Origin of the sequence: Pectobacterium aroidearum (assembly GCF_015689195.1) — a bacterium.
Classification (GTDB): domain Bacteria; phylum Pseudomonadota; class Gammaproteobacteria; order Enterobacterales; family Enterobacteriaceae; genus Pectobacterium; species Pectobacterium aroidearum.
On sequence record NZ_CP065044.1, the window covers coordinates 902,000 to 928,377 of the forward strand.

Sequence of the window (26,378 nt, forward strand, 5' to 3'; positions counted from 1 at the left end):
AATGAGGGTTATCGACAGCACCTCGCATCCTGTTAAAACATTATCCTTTTAAAACAGCATCTTGTTAAAACAATACCGTTTTAAAACAATAGCCCGAGCAAATAGCGTAAATCGCCGTCATGCCGTAATGCGCAGCGGTCGGCGATCTGGTCGCTGTCGAGATGCGTCAGCGAGCCGAGAGTTTGCCGCAGCTTGGCACGGAGATTGGTGGGGCGTGCGGAAGTTTCCTGACGAGTCGTGCGCTGGATTAACGTGTTGCCGTTACGCAAGTGCAGCGTAACTTCATGAAAACGTGCTTCCGGGTCAAGCTCATCGGGTGGGGCGGTTTCATCGGCGCGGCGTATGACGCGATTTGCCAGCGCTGAGATCGTGGTTTCAACCGGAGCTTCCGAGAAATGTGCCAGCTTCAGCTCCCCTTCAATCAACGCCGCCGCAATCACATATTCCAGACTGAACCGCGCCTCTACGCCGTTTGTCGCGTTACGGATAAACGGTGCAACATCGCCACCCGGTGGGAACGTCACCGTGATCTGTTCGATGGCATCAGCCAGATCGGCATTTGCACCATTCTGCTTATGCCACTGTTCCCGCAGAGCAAAAGCCGCCTCGGCAGCGCTGTGGGTGCCGCCACAGGTTGGATAGCGCTTGAACTCCAGACCGGGAGAAAGTATGCGCCACGGCGCACCCCAGTTTTTAACCAGCAGCTCCGGCTGCTGTTTTTGATCGCCGTGCGCGGCAAGAAAGGCGTCAATCACCTGCTGTGTGTTGCCCTCGAAACCCGCCAAGCCTAGCTTGACGGCGGTTAGCCCCGCTCTGGCTGAAAGCCCTGCATGTAGCGGTTTGACCGCTGAACCAAACTGCGCCCGTAGCCCTGCGGCCTGCGTGGCAGCCAGACCAAGAATGGTCTGTGTCTGTTCCACCGACGCGCCAGCCAGACGTGCCGCGGCGGCAGCGGCGGCGATAGCGCCGAGCGTGGCGGTGTTATGGTAGCCGAGGCTGTAATGACGTGGGCCGCATGCCAGCCCGATTCTGCCCGCCGCTTCCACGCCGATCACATACGCCGTCAAAAACGCCTCTTCCGTTACGGATGAAGCCTCAGCGGCAAGGGCAAACAGCGCTGGTAGAATGACGGTGCTGGGGTGTCCACGAAACGCCGGATGGTAATCGTCAAAGTCCAGTACGTGGCCGGAATAGCCCAGAATCAGACTACGCGTCAGGCTGTCCGTGCCGCTGAACACTTGCTTTAATGGCGCGAGCCCGCTATCGGCAATCGCTCCCTGTGCGATCGGGAGCGCGGTAGAGATGAAGTCAGTGACTCCGTCACGGGCGGCATCAATCGCTTCCCGATTGGGTTCGCTATGGATGATGTGGTGGGCAAGCGCTGCGGTGATATCAGTCTGATTGGTCATGGGTTGTCATGTGTGCTGGCAGAAAAGCACTAATTTACTGTGCATCGCTGAAGAGCTATTAATAACCAAACGGAATAACAAATTCCATTTGGTTATTAGTGATTCAGAATCAGAAGCGGTCTTTCAACTGCCCCGGTGTAATCCCGAATGCACGGCGCAGCGCCGTGGCAAAGTTGGCGGGGCTGTTGTAACCGGCGATGCTGGCCGCCTGCGCAATACCGATGCCGTCTTTTTGCAAGGCCAGCATGGCGCGCTGCAAGCGGCTGTTACGCAGGTACTCAAACACGCTCATATTGAATGTTTGGCGAAAATGGCGCTGTAGCGTGCTTTCACTCATATTGACGCTTTTGGCTATCTCACTCATCGAAAGCTGATCGGCGCTGCCGCTTTCCAGCATCTCTCTGACCTGTTGAATGCGATGGTAGCCGCGCAGGGTGACGCCGCTACTTTTTTCCTGCGCTACGCTGGCGGTCAATGACGTAAAGGCCTCGATAATCAGGCCCATACACTGCGTTTCCAGATAAAGGCGCTGGAGCGGCGTTTGGCAAGGTTCAGCGTCCAGAGTTTGTAAGGCAATGGCCAGTGCCTGTCGGGACGGCGTCCATAGATGCGTTGCCAGATGGGTCTGTGTGAAATCGTGGATGGCCTGCCAGTCGCCAACGGTATCCATCATATTGCCGTACAGCCATTCTCTGTCGAATGTTAGCGTAATCGTTCGCTCATATTCATCACGCTTGCCGATACGGGTAAACATCGTTGGTTCTGTCAACGCAATCAGCGAAGCTGGCTGTTTCTCCCCCAGATGTAGCTCCTGATGGCCAAATGAGATGTGCGCATTACCGCTCACCACGATGGCGATCTTGATAGCGTCATCCAGCAGATTTTGGGTTTTCATGTTGTGGCGATTAATCACATCCGCCGTATGCAGGATCAGATGCGGATTGAGCTGCACGACGCTGAACGAGCCGAACAGCACCGGCGTGTTATCGATCAGCCGGGGGCCGATAAAACGGTAATTGTTCGCGACCAGGCTGGATTGCTGAACGATGTGATCTTTATAGATCGGCTTTGATGACTGTGTGAAGCTGCGCACGTGATTACCTACCTGATTAAACCCTTCGACCTGCGCCTTCCATTTTGATGCTTTGGCAAAACATTTTGCTGCTAGAGCAAACCCCGTCCTGAATGACAAATGTAACAATGACCGCGCCAAAATGGTAATGCAAATACTTCTCAATAGCATTTTTCGTTGGGGACGTCACATTGCACGATAAATGCATTTTCCATTTCCGGCAATGCGGAGAAAAGGGCTGATTGATGACAGACCGTATTTCATAACAACACCACGTGATGCCCGTCGGCATGACGCTTCTCTCCCGATAACCGCCATATCTGCGCGTTTTATCTCCGCCGTTATTCAGCACTTTTGCTGATTGTCGTTAGGTGTCGCTGTACCAGCTGCGATGTTGCTCCTTTTTCAGGCTACTTATTCATTTCTTACAGGGCAGGATAATTTTGATGAAACTACCACAATCGCGTCGTTATCTGGCGACGCTCATTGGCGTTAGCTGCGGGATGACATCGTTTCTGAGCGCTGCGCAGACCTCGACCACTCCTTCTACAGAACCTGCTCCTCAGGTGCAGAATCAGGCGGAAAGTAAAGCATCGGGCGATACGATGGTGGTGACGGCCGCAGAGCAAACCCGTCAGGCACCGGGCGTATCGGTGATTACGGCTGAGGATATCAGCAAGCGTCCGCCCGCTAACGACCTGTCAGATCTGATTCGCACCATGCCGGGCGTCAATCTGTCCGGTAACTCAACCAGTGGCCAGCGCGGTAACAATCGCCAGATCGATATCCGCGGTATGGGGCCGGAAAACACGCTGATTCTGGTAGATGGCAAGCCAGTATCGAGCCGTACAGCCGTGCGTTACGGCTGGCGCGGTGAACGTGATACCCGCGGTGACACCAACTGGGTGCCTGCCGATATGGTGGAGCGCATTGAAGTGCTACGTGGTCCGGCGGCGGCGCGCTATGGTAATGGTGCCGCGGGCGGTGTGGTTAACATCATCACCAAGCAGCCGAGTCAGGAATGGCACGGTACCTGGAACACCTACCTGAATGCGCCGGAACATAGCTCGGAAGGCGCAACCAAGCGTACCGACTTCAGCCTGATGGGCGGCCTGACCGACAGTCTGAGTTTCCGTCTGTACGGCAACCTGAATAAAACTCAGGCTGATGCACGCGATATTAACCAAGGGCATCAGTCTGCACGTGCGGGTAATCAGTCAGCTTCACTGCCTTCCGGACGCGAAGGGGTGCGTAATAAAGATATCAACGGCCTGTTGCGTTGGGATATGACCAAGCAGCAGTCGCTGGAATTCGAAGCGGGTTCCAGCCGTCAGGGCAACATCTATGCGGGTGATTCGCAAAATACCAACACGAACCCGCTCGTTGTTAGCAATTACGGTAAGGAAACCAACCGCATGTACCGCCAGAATTTTGCGGTAACGCATCGCGGCTACTGGGACAGCGGCGTCAGCTCTACGTCGTATCTGCAATACGAGCGTACGCACAATACCCGTATCCTTGAGGGGTTGTCCGGCGGTTTAGAAGGGATTTTTGATACAACGAGTCCGAACCAATATGGCACGATAAAACTGGATAACTTCACCGCGCACAACGAAGTGAATATTCCGCTGAATCTCTGGGTCGATCAGGTACTCACGCTCGGGGTTGAGTGGAACGAGCAGAAGATGACAGATCCGGTTTCGAACACGCAGACGACGACCGAAGCGGGGAGTGTGGGTTCGTTGAGCAGCAGTGGTCGCAGTGAGAAATCCGCCGCTCGTCTGGCTTCCGCCTTTGTGGAAGATAACGTTCAATTGACAGACAGCACCATGTTGACGCCGGCGCTACGTGTCGATCATCACAGCACGGCAGGCACTAACTGGAGCCCGTCGCTTAACCTGTCGCAGGAACTGGGTGACGATTACACGCTGAAGCTGGGTATCGCCCGTGCTTACAAAGCGCCGAATCTGTACCAGACCAACGAGAATTACCTCCTCTATAGCCGTGGACAGGGTTGTGCCGGCGGTACGTCTTGCTACCTGATCGGTAATGAAGACCTGAAAGCGGAAACCAGCCTGAATAAAGAGATCGGTCTGGAGTTTCACCGTGATGGGTTGATCGCTGGTATTACCTACTTCCATAACGATTACCGTAACAAGATTGAAGCAGGCAACAATGTCATCGGTAAAGCGGTGGGCGGGAGTGATTCAAGATATGCCAACGCCAATATCTTCCAGTGGGGCAATGTACCGAAAGCCGTCATTCAGGGGTTGGAAGGTAACCTGACCGTTCCTGTCACGGAGACCATCAACTGGCGTAACAACCTGACCTGGATGCTGGAGTCGAAGAATAAAACCACGGGTGATTATTTGTCGATTACGCCGGAGTTTACCCTGAATTCATCAGTGGACTGGCAGGCGACAGAGAACCTTTCCTTCCTGGCCGATGTGACCTGGTATGGTCGCCAGAAGCCGAAGAAGTATAACTACAAAGGTGAGCGCGTAACGGGTAGCGCGACCAATGAGTTAAGCCCTTATGCGCTGTTCGGGTTAAGCAGTACCTATACGTTTAATAAGAACCTGAGCGTGACGGGTGGTGTCGATAACCTGTTTGATAAACGTCTGTTCCGTGCCGGTAATGCGCAGGATGTGGTGAACAATAACGTGGTTACCATCGCGGGTGCGGGTGCTGCAACCTATAACGAACCGGGGCGGACTTTCTTTGTTAACGTGAAGACGTCGTTCTAAGTCGTACCGTTTTTGTTCTAGTGTTAACGCCACGGGGAACTCCCTGTGGCGTTTTTTATGTCGTGCCATCTCTGGCCACCACCCTGTGGGCCGTTGCTGCGCAACGTTAAAAATTTCTCCCAGAAATTTTTATTGCCCTGTTCAGGGACAGAAAATGGTTTTTAAGGTGGCGACGATCGTTTCTACATTCTGATTTTCGATGCGGTAGTGCAGCGTTTGAGATTCGCGTCGATAGCTAATCAATCCTTCTTCACGCATTTTCGCCAGATGCTGTGAGAGGGCGGACTGGCTGAGCGGGATGTGTTCAAGCAGCGCACCCACCGGCATTTCACCGTGTTCGATAAGCAGGCAAAGCACCAGCAACCTGTTCTCGTTGCCAATCGCGCGCAGCAGTGCCGCGGCTTTTTTCGCACCGTCCTGCATGAATTCCCGATCCGAATTGCTCAACGTCATGTTCATACCGTCCTGCGTGACTGGCTAATTTAGAGATGACTAATGTAGTCAGTTTACTATACCGTGCGCACAATGACGACGCTCGGCAACGTTGCGGATGGGGCACCCGCGCGACGCTGTAGCGGTTTACAATCAGGGCGTTCCTCCTTAGAATAATCGGACATCCTTTCCTGAATCTGCTGCTGCAGGAAAAACAACCTTCTCCTCGAAACGGGAGGAGCGATTTTCTGTTTTTTCCAGGTAGCATCATGTCTACATTCACTCGTTTACAAAAACGTTTATCCCGTTTGGGGATAGACACCGATTACCAACATTCTATTTATCATCTTCGCAGGCAGCATGCAGAAGCGCAGGTTCTGTTGCCGGAAGCGTTGCCGCTGGAAGAAAAGGCGGTTCAGCAACTGCTGGATTTCGCCTCAGTACACCTACCGGGTAGCGATGCGCACGTCTGCGCCGCTCGCGCGACACCGGATTTCCACCCCGGCACGCTTGCGCCTGTCGGCAGCATTGTTGCCACTACGGAGAACTTTGTTATCCCTGCGGCGATTGGGACCGATATCAACTGCGGGATGCGCTTGCTGACGACGGGCGTACATCATACTGATGCTGACGCACATAAACCGGCGCTGATTCAGGCGCTCAAGAACACATTGCTGCTGGATCAGCGTGATGTTCCTGTGACGCCGGATTCGTTTTCCGCACTCTTTGATGAAGGACTCGCGGCATGGCTTGCGGCGCTGCCCTTGCAGGGGCTCTGGCAGGACGTAGACTTCCGACGCTTGTCGGCGGAACTTGCCTCCATTGCCGGAACTGAGGCGGTTCGCGCCGATAGTCGACATGCGCCTGAACCGTTTTTTGCACCGCGCGAGATTCTGCGGCCTTCCAGTCTGGGTACTGTCGGGTCGGGTAACCATTTCGTTGAGCTGCAAATTGTCGATGCGGTTTTGGATCGGCATGCGGCGTATCAGGCTGGCGTACAAGAAGGTGAAGTCGTCATTATGATTCATACCGGTTCACGGGACGTGGGCTTTTATGTCGGCCAGCGTGGGATCGATAAAGCGCGAGCCTGCTGGCCTGCTGGAGAAAAATACCCGGCGTCTGGACTGTTTGGTCTGGTTGATGAGCAGGCGACGGACTATATGGAAGCGATGGGCGTTGCTGCTCGCTATGCGTGGATCAACCGGATCGTGCTGGCTGAACTGATTCGTTCCTCCTGGAAGCAGGTGTTTACGCGGGATACCAGCAAGCTGGTGGTCGATCTCTCGCATAACATTATTCTGCCGGAGCACGGAATGAACCTGCATCGCAAAGGCGCGACGCCTGCCAAAGCCGGAGAATTCGCGCTGATCCCCGGCTCAATGGGGGACTACTCTTATCTTGTCACTGGGAAGGGGAACCCTGATTGGCTGTGGTCGTGTTCACACGGCGCAGGGCGTGCCGAACGTCGGCAAAGTATGCGCAATAAGATCGATACGGCCAAACAGGCAGAGACGTTGCCCTGGCAATGCATCACGCTGAAGGATGAGCGCCTGCGGGAAGAAGCGCCGGCGGCTTATAAGCCGGTTACGCCCGTGATTGATATTCAGGAACAGTCAGGGTTGATTCAACCCGTGGCACGGCTGCGACCGTGGCTGACGTTTAAGGCCTGATGTGATCTCTCCCTAAGGGGAGAGATGCGATATTTTTGTCCTAAACATGGCGACCCAATCGGTCAGTGATCGATTGGGTCGTCTGTTTTTCATCGCAGAGGCCCATTTGTCGGGTGTCTCTCCGAGGAAAGAATAGGGCGCGTTATGGTTTTTGTTTAATGACGTTATTGGCACCGCTAGAGGAGAGGCGTGGTTCTGTTCCTCCCCACGAGAGGTGGTTGCTGATGCCATTGAAAGAAACCACTGTGGGCCCCTTAAAATCCAGGTCGAGATGATGTTCTGTGCCTGTTACGTTTACCTTTACTGGCTTATCATCGGCAACAATGTGTGTACGGATGGTGTTTTTATACGCGGCAACGGTCAGGTTGCCCGTTGATTGACCTGTAACGGCAATCTCAGAACCGGTCACGGTGAGCGATGTCGCGGTATCGAATGTGACATTATGCTCGGAACCCATGATGGAAATCGCGGCGCATTCGCCGGTTAGTACAATGTTGTTGCCGTTACCTGAAATAGTGACATCATTGCCATTGCAAGGAATATCACGTGTTAAACTGAACCCCTCCAGTTCAATGGGGGCGGCATAGACAGATGCGGTGAACGCGAAGGCCGTGACGAAGGCCATTTGCAGATACCGGTTTATCTTCATGAAGTCTTTTCCTGAGTCAAAGAGGTCATCCGGCATCGTTGCCGTAGGGGCTCTTATCATCTGTTAACACTTTTCCTGACTCTATTGCGAACATTCTGATTATCACTGCGCCACCGGGTGATGATGAATTGCCTTACGTTGTTAAAAACCCACATATTGTATGGTTAACTCAGCATAGTTAGTGTGCGCCGTCGGGGACATGCTATTCTGCTGATGTCGGTATTTTTCAGTGATAGTGAAATGGGGCACATAGCGTAGTTGAATAAAAATTAATGTTGCTATTATGTGAACGAATTAACAATCAATTCAAATCCTGATATGCTGACGAGGCTGGACCGGACACTCTACTACCTTACATCCACACGCTGACACCCAGGCATGGACACCACAATTGGGAACAAGAGCGCCGGCATAATGAAGACAATGAGAGCGAGGAGAACGTCGTGCTAGAAGAATATCGTAAGCACGTAGCCGAGCGGGCTGCGCAGGGGATTGTTCCTAAACCGTTAGATGCCACGCAGATGGCCGCGCTGGTTGAGTCACTCAAGAATCCCCCGGCAGGCGAAGAAGAAGCATTGCTTGATCTGCTGATTAATCGCGTCCCTCCCGGTGTTGATGAAGCCGCCTATGTGAAGGCTGGTTTTTTGGCTGCCGTCGCTAAAGGCGAAGCCACTTCCCCTTTGGTTAGCCAGGAAAAAGCGGTTGAGCTGCTGGGTACCATGCAGGGTGGATATAACATCCATCCGCTGATTGATGCGTTAGACAACGACAAACTGGCACCGATTGCCGCTGAAGCGCTGTCCCACACGCTGCTGATGTTTGATAACTTCTACGATGTGGAAGAAAAAGCGAAAGCAGGCAATGCGCACGCCAAGAAAGTGATTCAATCCTGGGCTGATGCTGAGTGGTTCCTGTCCCGCCCGAAACTGGCGGAAAAAATTACCGTTACCGTCTTTAAAGTCACCGGTGAAACCAACACGGATGACTTGTCTCCGGCACCTGATGCCTGGTCACGCCCTGATATTCCGCTGCACGCGCTGGCGATGCTGAAAAACGCGCGTGAAGGCATCGATCCCGATCAGCCTGGTGCCGTCGGCCCGATCAAACAGATCGAAGAACTGAACAAGAAAGGCTTCCCGCTGGCTTACGTCGGCGACGTCGTCGGTACAGGTTCATCGCGTAAATCCGCAACCAACTCCGTGCTGTGGTTCATGGGCGAAGATATCCCTTACGTTCCGAACAAACGCGGCGGTGGCGTGGTGCTGGGCGGCAAGATCGCCCCGATCTTCTTCAACACCATGGAAGATGCCGGTGCGCTGCCGATCGAAGTGGATGTGAACGATCTGAATATGGGCGATGTGATCGACATTTACCCGTATGAAGGTGAAGTACGCCGTCATGACACCAATGAAGTGCTGGCGACGTTCGCACTGAAGACCGACGTATTGCTGGATGAAGTTCGCGCCGGTGGCCGTATTCCACTGATTATCGGCCGCGGTCTGACCTCTAAAGCGCGTGAGTCACTGGGCTTGCCGCACAGCGATGTGTTCCGTATCTCCAAAGCAGTGGAGGCCAGCAAAAAAGGCTTCTCGCTGGCGCAGAAAATGGTAGGCCGTGCCTGTGGCGTTGCGGGTATTCGTCCTGACGAATACTGCGAACCGAAGATGACCTCTGTAGGTTCACAGGACACCACTGGGCCGATGACCCGTGATGAGCTGAAAGACCTGGCCTGTCTGGGCTTCTCCGCCGATTTGGTGATGCAGTCATTCTGTCACACCGCCGCCTATCCGAAGCCGGTTGACGTGACCACGCACCACACGCTGCCTGATTTCATCATGAACCGTGGCGGCGTCTCACTGCGTCCGGGCGATGGTGTTATCCACTCCTGGCTGAACCGTATGCTGCTGCCGGATACCGTTGGTACGGGCGGTGACTCCCATACTCGTTTCCCAATCGGTATCTCTTTCCCTGCGGGCTCCGGTCTGGTGGCGTTTGCTGCCGCGACGGGCGTGATGCCACTGGATATGCCGGAATCCGTTCTGGTACGTTTCAAAGGCAAAATGCAACCGGGCATTACCCTGCGCGATCTGGTTCACGCCATCCCGCTATATGCCATCAAGCAAGGCCTGCTGACCGTTGAGAAGAAAGGGAAGAAGAACATCTTCTCTGGCCGTATTCTGGAAATCGAAGGTCTGCCGGATCTGAAAGTCGAGCAGGCGTTTGAACTGACCGACGCCTCGGCGGAACGTTCTGCGGCTGGCTGTACGATCAAGCTGGATAAAGAGCCGATCATCGAGTATCTGAACTCTAACATCGTGCTGCTGAAGTGGATGATCTCCGAAGGTTACGGCGATCGCCGTACGCTGGAGCGCCGTATTCAGGGCATGGAAAAATGGCTGGCCGATCCGCAACTGCTGGAAGCGGATACTGATGCCGAGTATGCCGCGGTGATCGACATCGATCTGGCTGACATCAAAGAGCCGATCCTGTGTGCGCCGAACGATCCAGACGATGCGCGCTGGCTGTCTGACGTGCAGGGCGAGAAGATTGATGAAGTCTTCATCGGTTCCTGTATGACTAACATCGGGCACTTCCGTGCGGCAGGTAAACTGCTGGATAGCCACAAAGGCCAGCTGCCGACCCGCCTGTGGGTTGCGCCGCCAACCAAGATGGATGCGGCGCAGCTGACGGAAGAAGGGTACTACAGCGTGTTTGGTAAGAGCGGAGCGCGTATCGAGATCCCAGGCTGTTCGCTGTGTATGGGTAACCAGGCGCGCGTGGCGGATGGTGCGACGGTCGTTTCTACCTCGACCCGTAACTTCCCGAACCGTTTGGGCACCGGTGCTAACGTGTATCTGGCCTCTGCTGAGCTGGCTGCGGTCGCTTCTCTGCTGGGTCGTTTGCCGACGTCAGAAGAGTACCAGACCTACATGTCGCAGGTGGATAAAACCGCGCAGGACACCTATCGCTATCTGAATTTTGACCAGTTAGGTCAATATACCGAGAAAGCTGACGGCGTGATCTTCCAGACGACTGTCTAACTCGCTATAGTTCGCATCTCTACACCGAAGGAGGCCTTGTGCCTCCTTTTTTTCTGCCTGTTTTCATACTTCACGTTGCCTGTTCGCTGGCCGTTGGCTGCGGGCATTGTGCATCTGCAACATCAATTGTGCATCTGCAACATCAAAGGTGAAGGTGCGTCACGACGGTGGGGCGCATAGGCGACTAAACTGAACAGAAGAAACATCACAGTGAGGATGGCATCATGGACTATGAATTTTTGCGGGATGTGACAGGCCAGGTCATCGTTCGTATGTCGATGGGACATGAAGCGATCGGGCACTGGTTCAATGAAGAAGTAAAAGGCCAGCTAACGGTATTAACGGACGTTGAAGAAGCAGCGCGCTCTGTTGCGGGCAGTGAGCGGCAGTGGCGGCGCGTGGGTCATGAATATACGCTGTCGCTGGATGAAGAAGAAGTGATGGTGCAGGCAAATCAGCTGTCTTTTACCACGGATGAGCTAGAAGAAGGCATGAGTTATTACGACGAAGAGAGCCTGTCTTTATGCGGCCTGGATGATTTTCTGACGCTGGTGGAAAAATACCGCGAGTTCGTCCTGCATTGATGCTTTTGGCAAAACGACCGCATGTGGCAATGCGATCGTTTTGAGAACACGGTTATGTTGGACGCACCACCCGACAAGCGGGTGATGTTTTGCCATCAGTCAGCCTAGATCGGCATGACCGAAACGTGCCTGCCAGTCATGATCGAACCGGTTAAGTGCATCGTCAACCGCGGGGTCTTGCAGGAACAGCTCGGCAACGGCAGGGTCAACGGTAATCGCCCGACACCCGGCCAGCAGACAGTCCAGAACCTGACGTGGTGTCCTAAAGCTGGCTGCTAGCACCTGAGTTTGCGGGCTGTGCAGGTTAATCAGGGTTTGCAGCTCTTTCACCAGTGCAATCCCATCTCCTCCCTGTGCATCAATACGGTTGACGTAAGGCGCGATATAGCGAGCCCCCGCCAGTGCGGCATAAAATCCTTGCCCCGCGCCGTAGACGGCGGTGCCGAGGGTGGGAACATCCAGCTCTGTCAATCGCTTAATTGCCACTAAACCTGCATGTGTCACTGGTACTTTGACGACCAGAGAAGGAATCACGTCTCTGAGCTTCAGCGCTTCTGCCACCATCACGTCAGGATCGCGCGCCATCACCTGAGCAAACAGCTGTCCTTCTGGGCCGACAACGGCTTGCATCTCACGTAGCACGGTATAAATATCGGCTTTTCCGCGTGCGACAATACTCGGGTTGGTGGTCACGCCTTTAATCGGTAACACGCCAGCAAGCCGTTCTACTGCGGCCACATCAGCCGTATCTAAATAGAATTCCATCATTGCCTCCGTAAACTAAAACTGGTGTCGGATGAGATTAATCATGCGGCTTAGCGCACGATAATGCCCAGCAGAATCCCCACCGCGCCGAAATCGGAATCGCTGAATGTCGTGTTTGCCAGTCCGATACTGCCCAGCACTGGCAGCAGGAAAACGGGCAGGAAGGTAATCAGCAGTCCGTTGGCAAAAGAGCCTAAAATTGCGCCGCGACGCCCGCCAGTAGCGTTACCGAAAACCCCGGCTGCTGCGCCGACGAAGAAGTGCGGCACCACGCCAGGAATGATCACCGTCATACCCAACAGATAGAGCAGCACCATACCGACCACTCCAGCCGCAAAGCTGCTCAGGAAGCCGACCAGAACCGCATTCGGCGCATAAGGGAAGACGACGGGGCAATCCAATGCCGGTTTAGCATTGGGAACCAGTTTGTCCGAAATGCCTTTAAACGCGGGCACGATTTCCGCAATCACCATACGCACGCCTTGCAGCACGATGTACACGCCGGCGGCAAAGGTAATGGATTGAATCAGCGAAAACATGAACCAGTTTTTCCCACCGGCGTTCATTGTTTTCACCGCTTCAGGGCCGGCAAACAGACAGGTGAAAATGAAGATGAAAAACATGGTAAACGCGATGGCGACCGGCGTATCACGCAGGAACAGCAGACTCTTCGGCACTTCCATGTCTTCGGTTGATTTCTCTTTATTACCAAATTTGCTGCCGATAAACGCTGACAGCAGCTGTGATATCGCAGAGAAGTGACCAAAGGCGACGTCATCCGAGCCTGTGACTTTCTTCATATACGGGTGAATAATGGCAGGGAACAGCACCATCGATACCCCGACGACCAGCGACCCAACGGTAATCAGCAGCACACCTTTCATCCCTGCTGTCGCCAGAATCACCGCGACCATCATCGACATAAACAGCGTGTGGTGTCCGGTCAGGAAGATGTATTTCCACGGCGTAAAGCGGGCGATGGCGATATTAATGACCATCGCAAAGAACATAATCATCGCCATCTCGGTGCCGAAGTTCTTTTGCGCGACGGCGACAATGGCTTCATTGTTAGGGACTACACCGGCAATACCAAATGCATGGTGGAAAATCTCGGCGAAATCGCCCAGCGAGGACACAATCAGGCTGGCGCCTGCTCCGAGGATCAGGAAACCCATCACGGTTTTCACGGTGCCTTTGATGCACTCCGTGGCAGGTTTCTTTTGTGCAATCAGGCCGATAAGGGCGATCAAACCCACCAGTATTGAGGGTTCAGACAGCACATCACTCATTAAAAAACGGAAGAATTCCATTTTTGATCCTCCGCTTATAAAGCGCCAAGTTCTGTCAGGGCGACCGACAGGCGTTCTTTCATCGCCACTTTGTCGATCATGTTATTCAGGGACACAATTTTCCCTCCCACCGCCTGCGCGATGAGCTGATCGGCAATATCTTTGGTGCCGACAAAAATGTCGCTGTCCGTGCCTTTCGCCGAACCTAAATCCACGTGATCCACATCAGCAACCACGCCGAGTTCTTTCACAATGTTTTTAATGCTCATTTCCATCATCAGGCTGGTACCCAGACCGTTACCGCATACGACTGTAATTTTCATAATGTGTGTCCCTCTGGTGGCAATTAATAACGAGAAATAACGGAAAGCACCTGTTCGATATCCGTTGCACGGAGTAACGCGGCGACGTCATCAGGTGTGTCGAACAACTGAGCGAGCTGTGAAATAATATCGATATGGCTATTGCTGTCCGTGGCGGCTAAAACAATCAACAAATGCACGGGGTCGTTACCGTCAGAATGGAAAACCACGCCGTCACGAATCAGCGTCAGGCTGACAGCGAGTTGATTCACGCCGTCTTCCGGACGGGCATGCGGCATGGCAATGCCGGGGCCGACGACATAGTAAGGACCGATGGCTTCATGAGAGCGATAGATAGCCTCAATATAGGTAGGTTCAATCGAACCGTTATCCAATAAAGGCTTACAGGACAAGGCGATAGCGTGACGCCAATCATCACAGGCAGGCAAAATCTGAACAACGTCTGGTGTTAGTAAAGTGTTAAGCATTAGAGTCACCTCTGTATCATTCTGAACGCAGGATAGTGTGCTGATTGCGAAAATAATGTGATTAACATCTAAAAAGATAGCGCTAACTGATATGTGTATCATTAACTGTGACCGGCTTAGCACAAGCGGGGCCTTTATTTGTCCACTCGAACCGGCACAGGCACACTATCAACGGTGATGACAGGGCGTGAATGACGCAGCATGTTCGGACGGTGTAATACCGCTGTGCGATGAGAAAAATGACGAATGGAGAGGAAGTGAGCATGCGTAAGCGTCGCAGTACCGGTAAGGTTACGCTACAGGATGTCGCTGACTACGCGGGCGTAGGAACGATGACGGTATCGCGCGTGATGCGTAAGCCCGATCTGGTTTCTGAGAAGCTACGCAGCAAAGTGGAACTGGCCGCCAGAACATTAGGCTATGAACCTAATCAGGAGGCTAGCCAGCTCACCGAGAGCACGAATCGCGTCACGCTACAGGACATTGCGAGTCACGCCGGTGTTGGTGCGATGACAGTGTCCCGCGCGTTGCGGGAGCCGGGGCTGGTTTCCGATGCCACACAGAAGAAAATCCATGATGCGATCAAAACGCTGGGCTATGTACCGAACCACGCCGCAGGGGCGTTGGCCTCATCCTATCAACCCGCTATCGCGGTGCTTTATCCTTTTCAGCAAGATCGCGCCAGCGTGCGTTTTGTGCAGGCATTACAGCAGGCGGTGGGCAAACATAATGTGTCGATAATTATGGGCTGCCATGAATATCGCCAGCACACCGAAGCAGGCATGGTTGAAAAACTCTTGCAGCAGCGGCCAGCGGCGCTGGTGTTATTCAGCGCGCAGCTTTCACAACGAACCCAGGACATCATCCAGGCCAGCAACGTCATTACGGTGAATGTGTCCGGCGTAGCCGCGCTGAATGCGAATATCAACATTGATATTGCCCTTGCCGAAGCGGCGGAACAGCTGACGATGTCACTGCTGGAAAAGGGATATCGCCACGTCGCTTATATTGGTGCGCATACGGATAATCGTTTGCAAAAACAGCAGTTGAACGGCTGGAATAAAGCCATGCTGGCGCATTATCACAATGCGGATTTGAAAATTACGATCCCGGAAGCTCCCAGCCTACAGTTTGGTCGCTATGCCATGACGGAGCTACTGCAAAACCAGCCGGAGCTGGATGCGATTATCTGTAGTCATGAGGAAATTGCGCTAGGCGCGCTCTTTGAATGCCAGCGCCGCCTTATGAAAGTTCCTTACGATCTGGCGATTGCCTGTCTGGATGGTTCTGAACAATGTGAGCATACGTTCCCGACGCTGACGGCGATGCAGCTTGACTATGAAAAGCTGGGCGCGGAGGTCGGGCGTCTGGTGCTTGCCATGATGGACAATGACGAGCATCCACCGGTAGTGGAAAAAGTGAAGTTTATCTTTGAACCCCGCGCCAGCAGCTAACAAGGGAATATCACGCAGCATAGAAAAGCCTGCGTATTTCTGACGCAGGCTTCTGATACGCGTTGCCAGGCAGCTAGCTGCCCGCCTCGATGTGCTTATCGTCAAAGAAATAATCTTTGACGGACTCCGGCTTGTTTTTAATCGCCCCAACACGATACAGGAATTGACCAAGCTGCAAGGTATTGTGCGGCGTAACGCTGAACGATACTTCTGGGCTTTTCAGAATGCTCAGCAGCAGTTCGCGATCGATACGGGATTTTGTCACGCGAATAAAGGCGTCAGCGGCCTCTTCGGGATGAGCGCTGGCAAAATCTGCCGCTTCCGCGATAGCGTTGACGAAGGCGCGGTAGGTCCGTGGGTTATCCTGGCGGAATTTTTCAGTGGCGTAGAGCACCACGGGGGAGTTTGGTCCGCCAGTAACCTGATAGGAGTTCAGGATGATATGTGCGTTGGGGTTGCCTGCCAGTGCTTGTTCCTGAAAAGGGGAGTTGGAAAAGTGCGTAGTGATTTCCGTGCCGCCGCTGATAATTGCGGCGGTAGCTTCTGGATGCGGGATAGCGACCTGAAGTTTATCCAGACGATTGTAAGCTTTATCGCCCCACTGTTCGGCGGAGGCTTGCTGGAGAAAACGCGACTGTACGGAAACGCCCACTGCCGGGATGGCGATGCGATCTTTGTCCGTCAGATCCGCAATGGTTTTGACGTTAGGGTTATTACTGATCAGGTAATAAGGGAAATTACCAGTTGCCACCACCGCGCGGACATTCTGACGCCCTTTGGTACGATCCCACAGCGTGAACAGCGGTCCGGTGCCAGCCCCGGCGATATCCACCGAGCCGGAGAGTAAGGCATCGTTCACCGCGGCGCCACCGGAAAGTTGCAGATACTCGACCTTGATATCCACTCCTTCTTCCTTGCCATGTTTCTCAATCAACTTTTGATCCTGTGCGACATTCAGCAGCAGATAAACGATCCCGAATTGCTGCGCAATACGAAGCTGTCCTTCCGCCTGTGCCAGCGCTGGCAGACCGAGCCCCGACAACAAAACGGCGCTGGCTAGCGTCAGGCCAAGCCCTTTACGACGCAACGTGTTCCCAGGGTGCAAGGTGTGAGTGGTATGACTTTTATTATGCATAATGATCTGTCCATCAATAGGTTAGGGCTGTGTGTAGCCTGATAAAATATAAGGGTGAAAATATTGCCTTTTTGAGAGTAAGGAAGCATTCGACGCTTGATAAAGAGTTTTTTGACATAAGCTAGATGGGGAATGCAGGGAGAGAAAAATTTATTTTCTTTAATTAACTTGGTTTCTTCTGATTGTTCTGATGTTGGAAAAATGAAGTTATTATTGGAGCGTTTATCTTTTTGTTTTTTATCTGTAAATAATAAAATTTGTGGATGTTTATGTGGGATGGAATGCCATTTATTTCATTTAGCGGTATTCAGACAAATAAATCCCCCAGAGGGTATATGCCGTTTTCTTCATTTGTTTAGCGATAATTTATCTAGGCGGCCATATCGCCGGGAGCGATAGAATTCCCCCGGTGATATGTTTGTGCAGAATAAGGCCATCTCTATGGCTGGCGTTAACCCGTGACAGTAAGAAAAAATGTACTCGATGATGTTACATGCTCGAATACATATTCATGATAATTCCCCCGCTGATAATTAACGCCATAGAGAAGACGGCGGGGAGATCCGGTTTCTGTTTATAAAGCAGCATTGAAATAAACGTTACGCCGACGATGCCAAAACCGCACCAGAGGGAATAGGCAACCCCTACGGGTAAGTAGCCCATTGCCCGCGTTAATGAAAAATAGCAAAGGCAATAAGCGACGATCACGATAACGGAAGGTGAGAGTTTTTTAAATCCATCGGTTTTTTTGATCATTGACGTGCCGGTAATTTCTGAACCAATGGAAAGTGCCAGCCAGAGGAATCCGTTTAACATGATGGGTATCCTTACGTTTAATGGATGATTTTGGTGTTTAACGGTGGGTTCTGAACACTGTCCGTGAGTATTTCGGGCTGTTCATCAGCGCCCATCTTAGAGAAGAGGTTCATGATTGCTATGCCAGCGGCAATCACGCTCATGCCAATGATGGCCGGAATATCAGGACGCTGGCCGTAAAAGATAATACTGAGCGTCGAAACCAATAAGATCCCCGTACCGGACCAGGTTGCATAGGCTAATCCCACGGGAAGATGTTTTACCGCTTTTGATAGCGAATAATAGCAAACGCAGTACAGCAGAATAATTACCGCTAATAACGCTACTTTTGTTATCCCTTGACTATTATCAAACATTTTTAACGTAGAGGTAGCAGACGTTTCTGACAGGATAACTAATAACATCCAAAGCCATGATTGCTTTCTCAGTGACATATATTGCTCCCGACTTATGTTAAGAATACGCTATTTGGTTTTCTCTTTAATGACGAACCAGACGAATATCGAAATCAAATTCGTTAAAGAACGTCTCCAAACGATTTAACTCTTCTTCGTTGTAACTGGGGTCCTCGTTTATTGGGTAAATCATCCCCAGCCTGTCGTATTTTTTGCGGCCTAGCTGGTGGTAGGGCAGTACGTCGATGCGCCGTATATTGCCGCGCTGTGCCAGCGTCTGGACATAGTGAATGGCGTCGGTAACCGCATCGTACGAATCGTTATAGCCGCGAACGAGTGGCATACGAATGACGATATCGGCTCCCAGCCCGACCAAATGTTCCAGATTTCGCCGTATGTTTTCATTCCCAACGCCAAACAGCGCCTTGTGCTGCTGGGTATCAATGTGTTTGATATCAAAAAGGAATAAATCCGTTACGGCGGCTAATCTGCTGTAGTGGGATTTCAGGGTTGTGCCCTGTGTTTCGACCGCGGTGTGAATCATCATGCGTTTGCAGGCGGTGAGCAGATCGACAGCGAAATCCGTTTGTAGACTCATTTCTCCGCCGCTCAGGGTGACGCCGCCGCCAGAGGACAGATAAAAAGGGTAATCCTGCATGATGATTTCCATCAATTCCGTAACCGTCATCTCTTGTCCTATGACGTCCAGCGCGCCGGACAGACAGGCTGTTTCACACTTTCGGCAACCAATGCAGTCCGCTGTGCGATCGAGATGATGGTGCCATTGGCCGCTGCTGTCTGCTTGCATGCGGTGAACACCCGTCGGGCAAGCCTCCGCACATTTTCCGCAGTCGATGCATTTATCCTGAGAGAACATGATCTGATAGGCGTTGCTGATCCCCTCTGGGTTTGCGCACCAGGGGCAACGGATATTGCAACCTTTCATAAAGATCAGCGTGCGGACGCCTTCCCCGTCGTAGATCGAATACTTCTGAATGTTGAAGAGTCGTCCTGTGGTTTTCTGCGCGTGTTGCATTGCGATGCCTCCTTCTGTCACCGTCAGCGTCCCTGCCCGACGATATGCGGCGAATTCCTTTAGGCGCTGTGGCGATCAGAACTTATCGATCATGGTGCGGCTAATGATCTCATCCTGAACTTCCTTGCATAATTCAACGAAGTAGGCGCTGTATCCCGCGACACGCACGATCAAGTCACGATATTGCTCCGGCGTTTGTTGGGCTTTTCTCAAGACTTCATCGTCAACGTAGCTGAATTGCATCTGCCCATTACCCAGAATGGACGATGTTCTCAGCAGGGAAATCAAGCCGTTGCGGCCTTCTGGCGTATCCAGCATGCCTTTAAGGAATTTGAAGTTATGCACCATGCCGATGTTCATGCTTTCCACATTCATTTTGCTGACAGATTTGATGCTCGCTGTTGGCCCTTTTTTGTCAGCCCCTTGCGTTGGGCTGATCCCATCGGAGAGTGGTGCCCATGCCAGTCGGTCATTCGCGCTGGCTGCGGTCAGTTCACCGATTGGGGTGTTGTTCGAGATCGATAATGTGCCGTGGCTAAACGTGGAGTAGAGCATCTTGTACTGACGGCACTCCTTTTCCGTCCATTCGGTGATATCCCGCGCAAGCTGGTCGGCTGCGTTATCATCATTGCCGTATTTCGGCGCATTCAGGCAGTCTCTTCTTAGTTCGTCATAGCCTGAAAAATTAGCCAACAGGCCGTCACGTAGCTGTTCCAGCGTGTATTGGCGGTCTTCATAAACGAGCTTGCGGATAGCCGCCATGGAGTCAACGTAAGTCGCCAGCCCGGAGAAAATGAGCCCCGGCCCGTGATTGACGACGGCACCACCGGCCGCCACATCCCGTCCTTTTTCCATACAGCCTTCGACCAGCAGGGACATCAGCGGCTTGGGCGCGACATCACGATGCACGCGCTGGCTGATCACGGTGCCAATCGCGGACAGACGGATAATGTGTGCGATCTGCGTTTTCACTGCGCGATCAAAATCTTCAAAAGTCTCCAGCGTGCTCAAGTCGCCAGTATCCAGCCCCTGAACGCGATCGAACAGGATCATACGGCCGCGGTTTAAGACAAACTCGATGGCGATCGGCCACTGGGTGTAGCCCGTGGAGGTCCATTGATAAATGCGGCCTGATTTTTGCGGTTCGACGCAGCCCATCAGGCAGTAGTCGCGCGCATCTTCAAAGTCGAAGCCTTTGCGCAGCATCATCTTGATATGGGAATCATCAAAGTGACACGCCGGAAAGCCCATCCCTGATTTAACGACGTCGACAATTTTCTCCAGATACGCCTGAGGGGATTGGTTGTGAATACGGCAGGCCAGTGACGGCTGGTACACTTTCACGAAGCGCACCGCATCCATGATCAGGTAAGTCAGATCGTTACAGGCATCGCCTCCGCTACGCTTCTGCCCGCCGACCGTCAGGTTGATGAACGGCTGATAGCCCGCGAAATATTTCGCACCGCTTTCGCTGGACATCCACATCAGTTCCGCGCATTTCAGAATGAACATCTGCATCATTTCCAGTGCCTGTTCGCGCGTCAGGCGACCGGACTGAATGTCCGCTTCATACATCGGGTAACAGTATTGGTCTACACGCCCCAGTGAAATCCCTGTCTGGTTCTCTTCCACTTCAAACAGTGACTCCAGCGTCCAGATGCTTTGCAGTGCTTCCTGCAACGTTTTGGGAGGATGGGCTGGCACGTTCTCGTTGATTTCTGCAATGGTCAGCAGTTCAGCGCGCCGTGAAGCATCTGTCTCCTGTGCCGCCAGTTCACGTGCGTGTGCCGCCATGCGGCGGGCATACGCCATGACGCCGTCGCAGGTTTCAATCGCAGCCTTATAAAAATAGATACGATCGATATTATCCGGCTCTTCCATATCAAGCTGAGCCAGATTCGCCTGCGCATCAGCTTTGATGCCCTCCATGCCTTTGGTGAACAGCAGCACATCGTAACCGGGGCAGGTGTCGCCGCCGCCGTTGATCTGGTGGTAAGAAAGATCGCTGACGAAGGTTTCTCCGCTGAATGCCCAGACGCCCGCTTCACGGTATTGTGTCTCGCAAATCTCATCCAGCGAGCGGCCTTGCCAAAACGGGACTATCTCATCACGGATGGTTTTTTTATCTTCTTCTGAAATTTGAAAAGGATCCTGAGGACGGGTACTCATGGTGTCCAGTTCGTCTCGTACCCAGCGCCAGGCAATATCGGGAGAGAACGCCCCCGCACGCGGTTTACCGCAGGGATGCCCGACGATCAGCTCCTCATCCTGAATCAGTATCGGAGCGGTTTCGCAGGCTTTACGAAAGGATTTTGCCCGTAACAGAATAGGCGGCAGGCCAGGATTGTGCTTCGCCACCTCGGTGAAGGCCAGTGCGCGATAAATAGAAATACTGGGGCGCGCTTCTAAATAACGGGCGCGAAGACGTTGCATGCGTGGGGTAAGGGGCTCTTGCTCCGCGACGCTGGAGGTTTTTTTTACGCCACCCAACGTAGCCATTTTTTCATTATTCAATATGCTGTTATTAAACGGGAAATGATTTCTTTCTGGTGCTAATGCGTCATTATCCATACGAAAATCTCCTGCGGTTATTTTTCTACATCAGTAAAGCGCTATAAGAGAAACCTAATTCGTCATCTCTGAATGGAGGAATAGGCAGGAAAATACCGGCACTGAATATTAGTGCCGCTATTTATTCTGGTTCTTTATTTTTTTTAAACTTTTTATTTGTTAAATATCAATGTATTGGTTTTGTTTATTTGTCTTTGAGAAACATGAGAGGTAAATTATTATTAGTTAAGGAATGTTTTTTTAGGTTGCTGTTTTTATTATTTTCATGCGTTCAGATAGTGTAGGTGATGTTTAATTTTCGGTAGTTAATAATAATGTTGATAAGTTGACTAAGATCAATTGATTCTATTTTATTGGGCGGTGTTTCTTTATTATTCTTTTGTTAATTATTTCGGATGGATGTATTCATAATAAAAGAGAGTGATATCTCTCTACATAATGCGAGTTACAGGAGGCGTAAGGGAGGGAGAAATAATTCAGGCCAATCTCCGTTTAAGAATCTTGGCCTGTAGTTATAAACAATGAGTTATGAACAATGAGTTATAAGCAATGAGTTAGGAATTATGAACTACGAGTTATGGAAATCGTGATGAATTACAGCGATGCGCCGCCGCACATCACCAACTGCTGGCCGGTAATGGCTGCGGCAGATGGGGAGAGCAGGTAGCCCACCAGATCGGCCACTTCTTGCGGCTGGATGAAGCGCCCAATCGGCGGCAGCTTCGGTGGTGAGCTCTGACGGCCCGGCATTGTTAGCATTGGGGTTTCTGTGGCGCCCGGTGCGACGATGTTCACTGTAATGCCGCGTGGCGCCAGTTCCGCCGCCCAGCTTCTTGCCATGCCGATCATCGCGGATTTGGTCGTGACGTATTGGCTGCGCCCTGCTGCACCGCTTGAGGTGCGACTGCCCAGCAGCACGATGCGCCCACCTTGTGGCAGCTTATCGACCAGACGGTCGGCAAGTACCTGTGCCGCATGGATATGCAATCGCCATAGCGTTTCACCATCTTCCAGCGAAAGTTGGCCGAGCGGGGCGGATTTCATAATGCCAGCAGCATGGATAACGGCATCAACCTGCGTAATTTCGTCCAGAATGGCCGTCAACGCGGGCGTATCCATGATATCCACCGCGCGGTGGGTAAAGTGTGGATGTGAATAGTCACCCGGCTTGCGCGACAGGCCGGTTACCCGCCAGCCTTCCGCCAGTAATTTTTGTGTGATGGCGGCACCGATCCCTGAGCTGCTACCGGTAATCAGGGCGTGTTTAGGGGCTGTAGCTGACATGCAATGTCTCCTTCGTTCGGACTTAACGGTTTTGATGCAACCGTGTTAATGACAACGCTATGATTTACAACAACGCGACGGGAATTTTAAACACGGCTTTTTTGACCGGAGCAGGGCTGTCGTTAATCGCACATAGCGCCTGATGGGCTTCGCCCGGATAGAACGTGACGAAGTCGCCTGCCCGCAGATGGATCTGATGCGGCACCTGTGGGTTATCCAGAATGTAGAGATCCGGCTTACGCTCGGTCGCGGGTTGACCATGCACATCATTCAGACCGTAACCGATAATTTCCTCGCCTTCCAGAATCAACTGAATATCGAGGTAGTTGCTGTGAAATTCGGTATGTCGCGTGGCACGCGGTGCGGTATTCACGGTACCGATATTGTAAAACCAGTCGGCACCTTCCGGCTGATAGCGGCCTTCGGGCAGCGCATTCAGTTCAGCTAACGACATACCGGGTGCAGACAGAATGGTCCAGAGTGCATCAGGCAGCGTAGCGAGTTTGAGGGCGTTAAGGTTTCCTGCAATCATAATAGTGTCCTGAAGGTAGCGGGGGAGCGCCCCCCCGCTGACAAAGAGAAAAAGTAGCGTGGTTTAGTTCGCCTTGACCCACTCTTCACTTACCACGACGTGCTTGATCGCCTGACGGAAGTAGGTGAACGCCACGTGCAATTTACCGTCCTGCGCCTGTTTGACGCTGGGGTAAGAGAACTCGCGATTCAGCTTCTCGGTTGAGTTGTTGGTCATGCAGTAGCCGTCGCCCACTTCAATATTACGCTGCCACGGCCAGCTCTTACCGCCGTCTTCCGAAATGGCGAGCGTCATCGGTGCACGCGGGGCACCCCAGAAGGCGCTGCGGCTGCCCGCCTGAACTTCCGGCATTTTGGCATTGCTGGCTTTGTCTTCTTCATCCTCGATTTCATCGTACAGCGACAGACGGCGCTCGGTGGCATCGGCGGCGCTCATGTGGTTGAACACCAGCGCCAGATGGCCATTCTCCAGCGTAGTCACCTGAATAGATGAGTTGTTGTTGGGCAAATCGGTCGGCACGGGATCTGACCAGGTTTTACCGCCATCCGTTGAACGACTTTGGTAGATGAAATCAGCCCAGCGGCTGCGGTATAGCGCCAGCAGCGTGCCATCCTGCAACGGGGTGATGTTCATATGTACGCAGCCCGTGCTGTTTGGCACCGGATATTCCCGCCAGGTTTTACCCTGATCGCTGGAAATTTTCACGGCGCTGTCATCGTTGTTGCCGACCCACTTCTCACCCGGCTGAACGCGGCAGTAGAACACCGGTAGCAGCCAGTCGCCGTTTGCCAGCACGGTGATTGGCTGGCGGATGAACGTTCCCGGCTGGTCGAGCAATGTGCCGATCTCGCCCCAGGTGGTGCCGAAATCCGTGGATTGGCGGTAGCGCACAATGGCGGTGTCCTGATTACCGGATTTCTGCGCGGTATACAGTAGCCACAGCACATTATCTGGCGCGAGGAACAGAACCGGGTTCTGTTCGGAACGCGTGGCATCTTCAGACAGCTTAACGGCTTTGCTCCAGTTATCACTGCCTTTCACCAGACGGGACATGTAGATAGAGATATCTGCAATCCCTTCCTGTGTGCCGCCGAACCAGACGCACAGTACATCGCCGTTTGGCAGATGGAGCAGGTTGGCCGCATGATTCTGCGGGCATTCCGACGGAATGTAGGCATCCAGACGCGCGGCATCGCCTTCTGCGTGATGAACTTTTCCGCTACGTTCCACGGTAATGATTTCGCTACTCATGACTCAGGCTCCTGATTTATTTTCAGTTTGAGAAATTTTGATTTTGTTCGCTTTGTTCGGAATCATGCGGTCGAGCAGCATGACGATCGCTGGCGTGGCCAATGCGACGTACATATTATCGATGCCGTATGGGTTACCGAGTATGTACCAGACCGAGGTGACGACACAGGCTGATATCAAGCTGGCGTTTGCACCACGTGCGCTGTTGAAAAACGGCAGGTAGAACGCAATCACCGCAACCACGGAAATCGACAGACGAATAGCACGGGTAAAGAACGACAGCTTCAGAATTTCAGGAACGAACAGCACGAAGACGAGTGGCGCGAAACCTACGACAAGCGACAGGATTCGGGTCATTTTCATCTCTTTTTCTGGTGTCGGTTTCCAGTAAGGAACGTAGAAGTCCTTAATCAGCAGGGAAACGATAGCCAGTGCCACCATACTCACGCTGATGAAGATAGACGCGACCAGTGACGTGGTGACCAGACCAGCGAGCCACGGATTCATGTCTTGCAGGAAAACCGGCATCGCGTACAGGCTGTTGATTTCAGGGTGAGCAAACTTCGCTGCGACACCGATGACCGCGATAGCCAGTGCAATCGGCATACAGAAGAAGAAGGCAACCCAGGTGGCACGTTTGGCGCTGGTGGCATCTTTTGTTGACGAAATGGCCTGAATGACGAACTGCGTACAGAAGATAGAACCGATAGTCCCGATCAGCCAGGCGAAGATGGTGCTGGCACCGAGTTTACCGTCCCACGTCCAGTAGTAATCCGGCATTTGTTCGATCATTGGCTTGAAGCCGCCGGTCATTTTCAATGCCACGAACAGGATGATCATGACGCCAGCGTACTTCACGGCGCTGTGGATCAACGTGATGTAGGCTGTTCCTTTCAGACCACCGAAGTAGTAGTAGAAGGTACTGACGACCGCAGTGATCAATGCGGCAACAGGCAGGGAGACTTTCAGCACCGTGGCAATCGCCGCCGCGCCGCTGACGTAGTTGCCCACGTTTACCAGCAACAGCGCATAGATCATGATGATCGAAATGATGTTTTTGGTGCTGGTACCGTATTTCTCGGCAATCGCGCCAGAGATGGTGATCTTCCCGGTGTTATAAATCTTCTTCACCAGAATAATACCAAACAGCGGGAAGCCGATGGCGGCACCAATCACCGACCAGGATGCGGCAAAGCCGTTCTCAAAGGCAGACTGTGCCGTACCGATGGTGGATTTAGCACCGATGAATTCAGTCATCAGCAGGATACCGACGATAAACGCCGGTAGCGCGCGTGACCCTTCCATGAACTCGGTGTTCGATTTACTGCGGAGCTTGTAGGTTAACCATGAGGTGAATGCGATATAAAACACAATCATCCCAACGATTATGAGAGTGTCAGTAAGGTTAAAATGGTTCATATCTTCTCGGCCTATAAGTGGAAATTGATATTTCTCT

The 26,378-nt window shown here is 52.6% G+C and carries 21 protein-coding genes and 1 pseudogene; 5 read left to right on the plus strand and 17 right to left on the minus strand.

Annotation, left to right across the window (positions count from 1 at the left end; translation table 11 throughout):
• Positions 1–80: 80 nt before the first annotated feature.
• Both I2D83_RS04015 and I2D83_RS04020 read right to left on the minus strand, forming a co-directional pair.
• A complete protein-coding gene (locus I2D83_RS04015; RefSeq protein WP_205947582.1) occupies positions 81–1,409 on the minus strand; it encodes an MmgE/PrpD family protein in 1,329 nt (442 codons plus the stop codon).
• Positions 1,410–1,518: 109 nt separating this feature from the next.
• Positions 1,519–2,502 carry a helix-turn-helix transcriptional regulator gene (locus I2D83_RS04020; RefSeq protein ID WP_043881834.1) on the minus strand — a complete coding sequence of 328 codons (984 nt, stop codon included), beginning with the start codon at positions 2,500–2,502 and terminating at the stop codon, positions 1,519–1,521.
• 425 nt (positions 2,503–2,927) lie between these two features.
• Here I2D83_RS04020 and I2D83_RS04025 point away from each other — a divergent pair, with 425 nt between their 5' ends.
• Positions 2,928–5,228 carry a TonB-dependent siderophore receptor gene (locus I2D83_RS04025; RefSeq protein ID WP_205947583.1) on the plus strand — a complete coding sequence of 767 codons (2,301 nt, stop codon included), beginning with the start codon at positions 2,928–2,930 and terminating at the stop codon, positions 5,226–5,228.
• Positions 5,229–5,369: 141 nt separating this feature from the next.
• Here the strand turns inward: I2D83_RS04025 and I2D83_RS04030 are convergent, their stop codons facing one another.
• Positions 5,370–5,681, minus strand: a complete 312-nt coding sequence (locus tag I2D83_RS04030; protein WP_015841692.1) for an ArsR/SmtB family transcription factor — start codon at positions 5,679–5,681, stop codon at positions 5,370–5,372.
• A 248-nt stretch (positions 5,682–5,929) separates the two neighbouring features.
• Here I2D83_RS04030 and I2D83_RS04035 point away from each other — a divergent pair, with 248 nt between their 5' ends.
• On the plus strand, positions 5,930–7,330 hold the full coding sequence (locus I2D83_RS04035) for an RtcB family protein (RefSeq protein ID WP_205947584.1): 1,401 nt from the start codon (positions 5,930–5,932) through the stop codon (positions 7,328–7,330).
• Between the two features lie 142 nt (positions 7,331–7,472).
• Here I2D83_RS04035 and I2D83_RS04040 read toward each other — a convergent pair whose 3' ends face one another.
• Positions 7,473–7,979, minus strand: a complete 507-nt coding sequence (locus tag I2D83_RS04040; protein WP_205947585.1) for a DUF3060 domain-containing protein — start codon at positions 7,977–7,979, stop codon at positions 7,473–7,475.
• Between the two features lie 443 nt (positions 7,980–8,422).
• Between I2D83_RS04040 and acnB the strand changes: the two genes are divergently transcribed.
• Complete coding sequence (gene acnB / locus I2D83_RS04045; RefSeq protein WP_205947586.1) at positions 8,423–11,020, plus strand: bifunctional aconitate hydratase 2/2-methylisocitrate dehydratase; 2,598 nt, start codon at positions 8,423–8,425, stop codon at positions 11,018–11,020.
• Positions 11,021–11,244: 224 nt separating this feature from the next.
• Positions 11,245–11,604, plus strand: a complete 360-nt coding sequence (yacL, locus tag I2D83_RS04050; RefSeq protein WP_015841688.1) for a protein YacL — start codon at positions 11,245–11,247, stop codon at positions 11,602–11,604.
• Between the two features lie 99 nt (positions 11,605–11,703).
• On the opposite strand, the gene fsa is transcribed toward yacL, so the two are convergent.
• The 4 genes from fsa to I2D83_RS04070 are packed head-to-tail and all read right to left on the minus strand — an operon-like array spanning position 11,704 to position 14,448.
• Entirely contained in the window at positions 11,704–12,369 is a 666-nt protein-coding gene (fsa, locus tag I2D83_RS04055; protein ID WP_205948139.1) for a fructose-6-phosphate aldolase, read from the minus strand.
• 50 nt (positions 12,370–12,419) lie between these two features.
• Complete coding sequence (locus tag I2D83_RS04060) at positions 12,420–13,679, minus strand: PTS ascorbate transporter subunit IIC (RefSeq protein WP_180778566.1); 1,260 nt, start codon at positions 13,677–13,679, stop codon at positions 12,420–12,422.
• Positions 13,680–13,693: 14 nt separating this feature from the next.
• Complete coding sequence (locus I2D83_RS04065) at positions 13,694–13,981, minus strand: PTS sugar transporter subunit IIB (RefSeq protein WP_015841685.1); 288 nt, start codon at positions 13,979–13,981, stop codon at positions 13,694–13,696.
• A gap of 23 nt (positions 13,982–14,004) precedes the next feature.
• Positions 14,005–14,448, minus strand: a complete 444-nt coding sequence (locus tag I2D83_RS04070; protein WP_015841684.1) for a PTS sugar transporter subunit IIA — start codon at positions 14,446–14,448, stop codon at positions 14,005–14,007.
• Positions 14,449–14,711: 263 nt separating this feature from the next.
• Between I2D83_RS04070 and I2D83_RS04075 the strand changes: the two genes are divergently transcribed.
• The gene (locus tag I2D83_RS04075; RefSeq protein WP_181829300.1) at positions 14,712–15,902 is read left to right on the plus strand and encodes a LacI family DNA-binding transcriptional regulator; all 1,191 of its coding nucleotides are present in this window, start codon (positions 14,712–14,714) and stop codon (positions 15,900–15,902) included.
• 73 nt (positions 15,903–15,975) lie between these two features.
• Here I2D83_RS04075 and I2D83_RS04080 read toward each other — a convergent pair whose 3' ends face one another.
• The 9 genes and pseudogenes from I2D83_RS04080 to I2D83_RS04120 all read right to left on the minus strand — a co-directional run bounded on the left by I2D83_RS04080 (position 15,976) and on the right by I2D83_RS04120 (position 26,341).
• Complete coding sequence (locus I2D83_RS04080) at positions 15,976–17,037, minus strand: ABC transporter substrate-binding protein (RefSeq protein WP_181847175.1); 1,062 nt, start codon at positions 17,035–17,037, stop codon at positions 15,976–15,978.
• Positions 17,038–17,526: 489 nt separating this feature from the next.
• Entirely contained in the window at positions 17,527–17,853 is a 327-nt protein-coding gene (locus I2D83_RS04085; RefSeq protein ID WP_181845875.1) for a DMT family transporter, read from the minus strand.
• A gap of 17 nt (positions 17,854–17,870) precedes the next feature.
• A complete protein-coding gene (locus I2D83_RS04090; protein WP_180778570.1) occupies positions 17,871–18,287 on the minus strand; it encodes a DMT family transporter in 417 nt (138 codons plus the stop codon).
• Between the two features lie 46 nt (positions 18,288–18,333).
• A complete protein-coding gene (cutD, locus tag I2D83_RS04095; RefSeq protein WP_181829297.1) occupies positions 18,334–19,284 on the minus strand; it encodes a choline TMA-lyase-activating enzyme in 951 nt (316 codons plus the stop codon).
• Between the two features lie 75 nt (positions 19,285–19,359).
• Positions 19,360–21,735: pseudogene (gene cutC, locus I2D83_RS04100) on the minus strand (choline trimethylamine-lyase); the annotation flags it as partial.
• Positions 21,736–22,449: 714 nt separating this feature from the next.
• Positions 22,450–23,139, minus strand: coding sequence for an SDR family NAD(P)-dependent oxidoreductase (locus tag I2D83_RS04105; protein WP_205947588.1), 690 nt, complete (start codon positions 23,137–23,139; stop codon positions 22,450–22,452).
• Between the two features lie 64 nt (positions 23,140–23,203).
• Positions 23,204–23,671 (minus strand): NanQ anomerase/TabA/YiaL family protein, encoded by a 468-nt coding sequence (locus tag I2D83_RS04110; RefSeq protein ID WP_015841677.1) that lies wholly within the window; start codon positions 23,669–23,671, stop codon positions 23,204–23,206.
• Positions 23,672–23,734: 63 nt separating this feature from the next.
• The gene (locus I2D83_RS04115) at positions 23,735–24,922 is read right to left on the minus strand and encodes a sialidase family protein (protein WP_205947589.1); all 1,188 of its coding nucleotides are present in this window, start codon (positions 24,920–24,922) and stop codon (positions 23,735–23,737) included.
• A 3-nt stretch (positions 24,923–24,925) separates the two neighbouring features.
• Positions 24,926–26,341, minus strand: a complete 1,416-nt coding sequence (locus I2D83_RS04120; protein WP_205947590.1) for a sodium:solute symporter family protein — start codon at positions 26,339–26,341, stop codon at positions 24,926–24,928.
• Positions 26,342–26,378 lie beyond the last annotated feature (37 nt).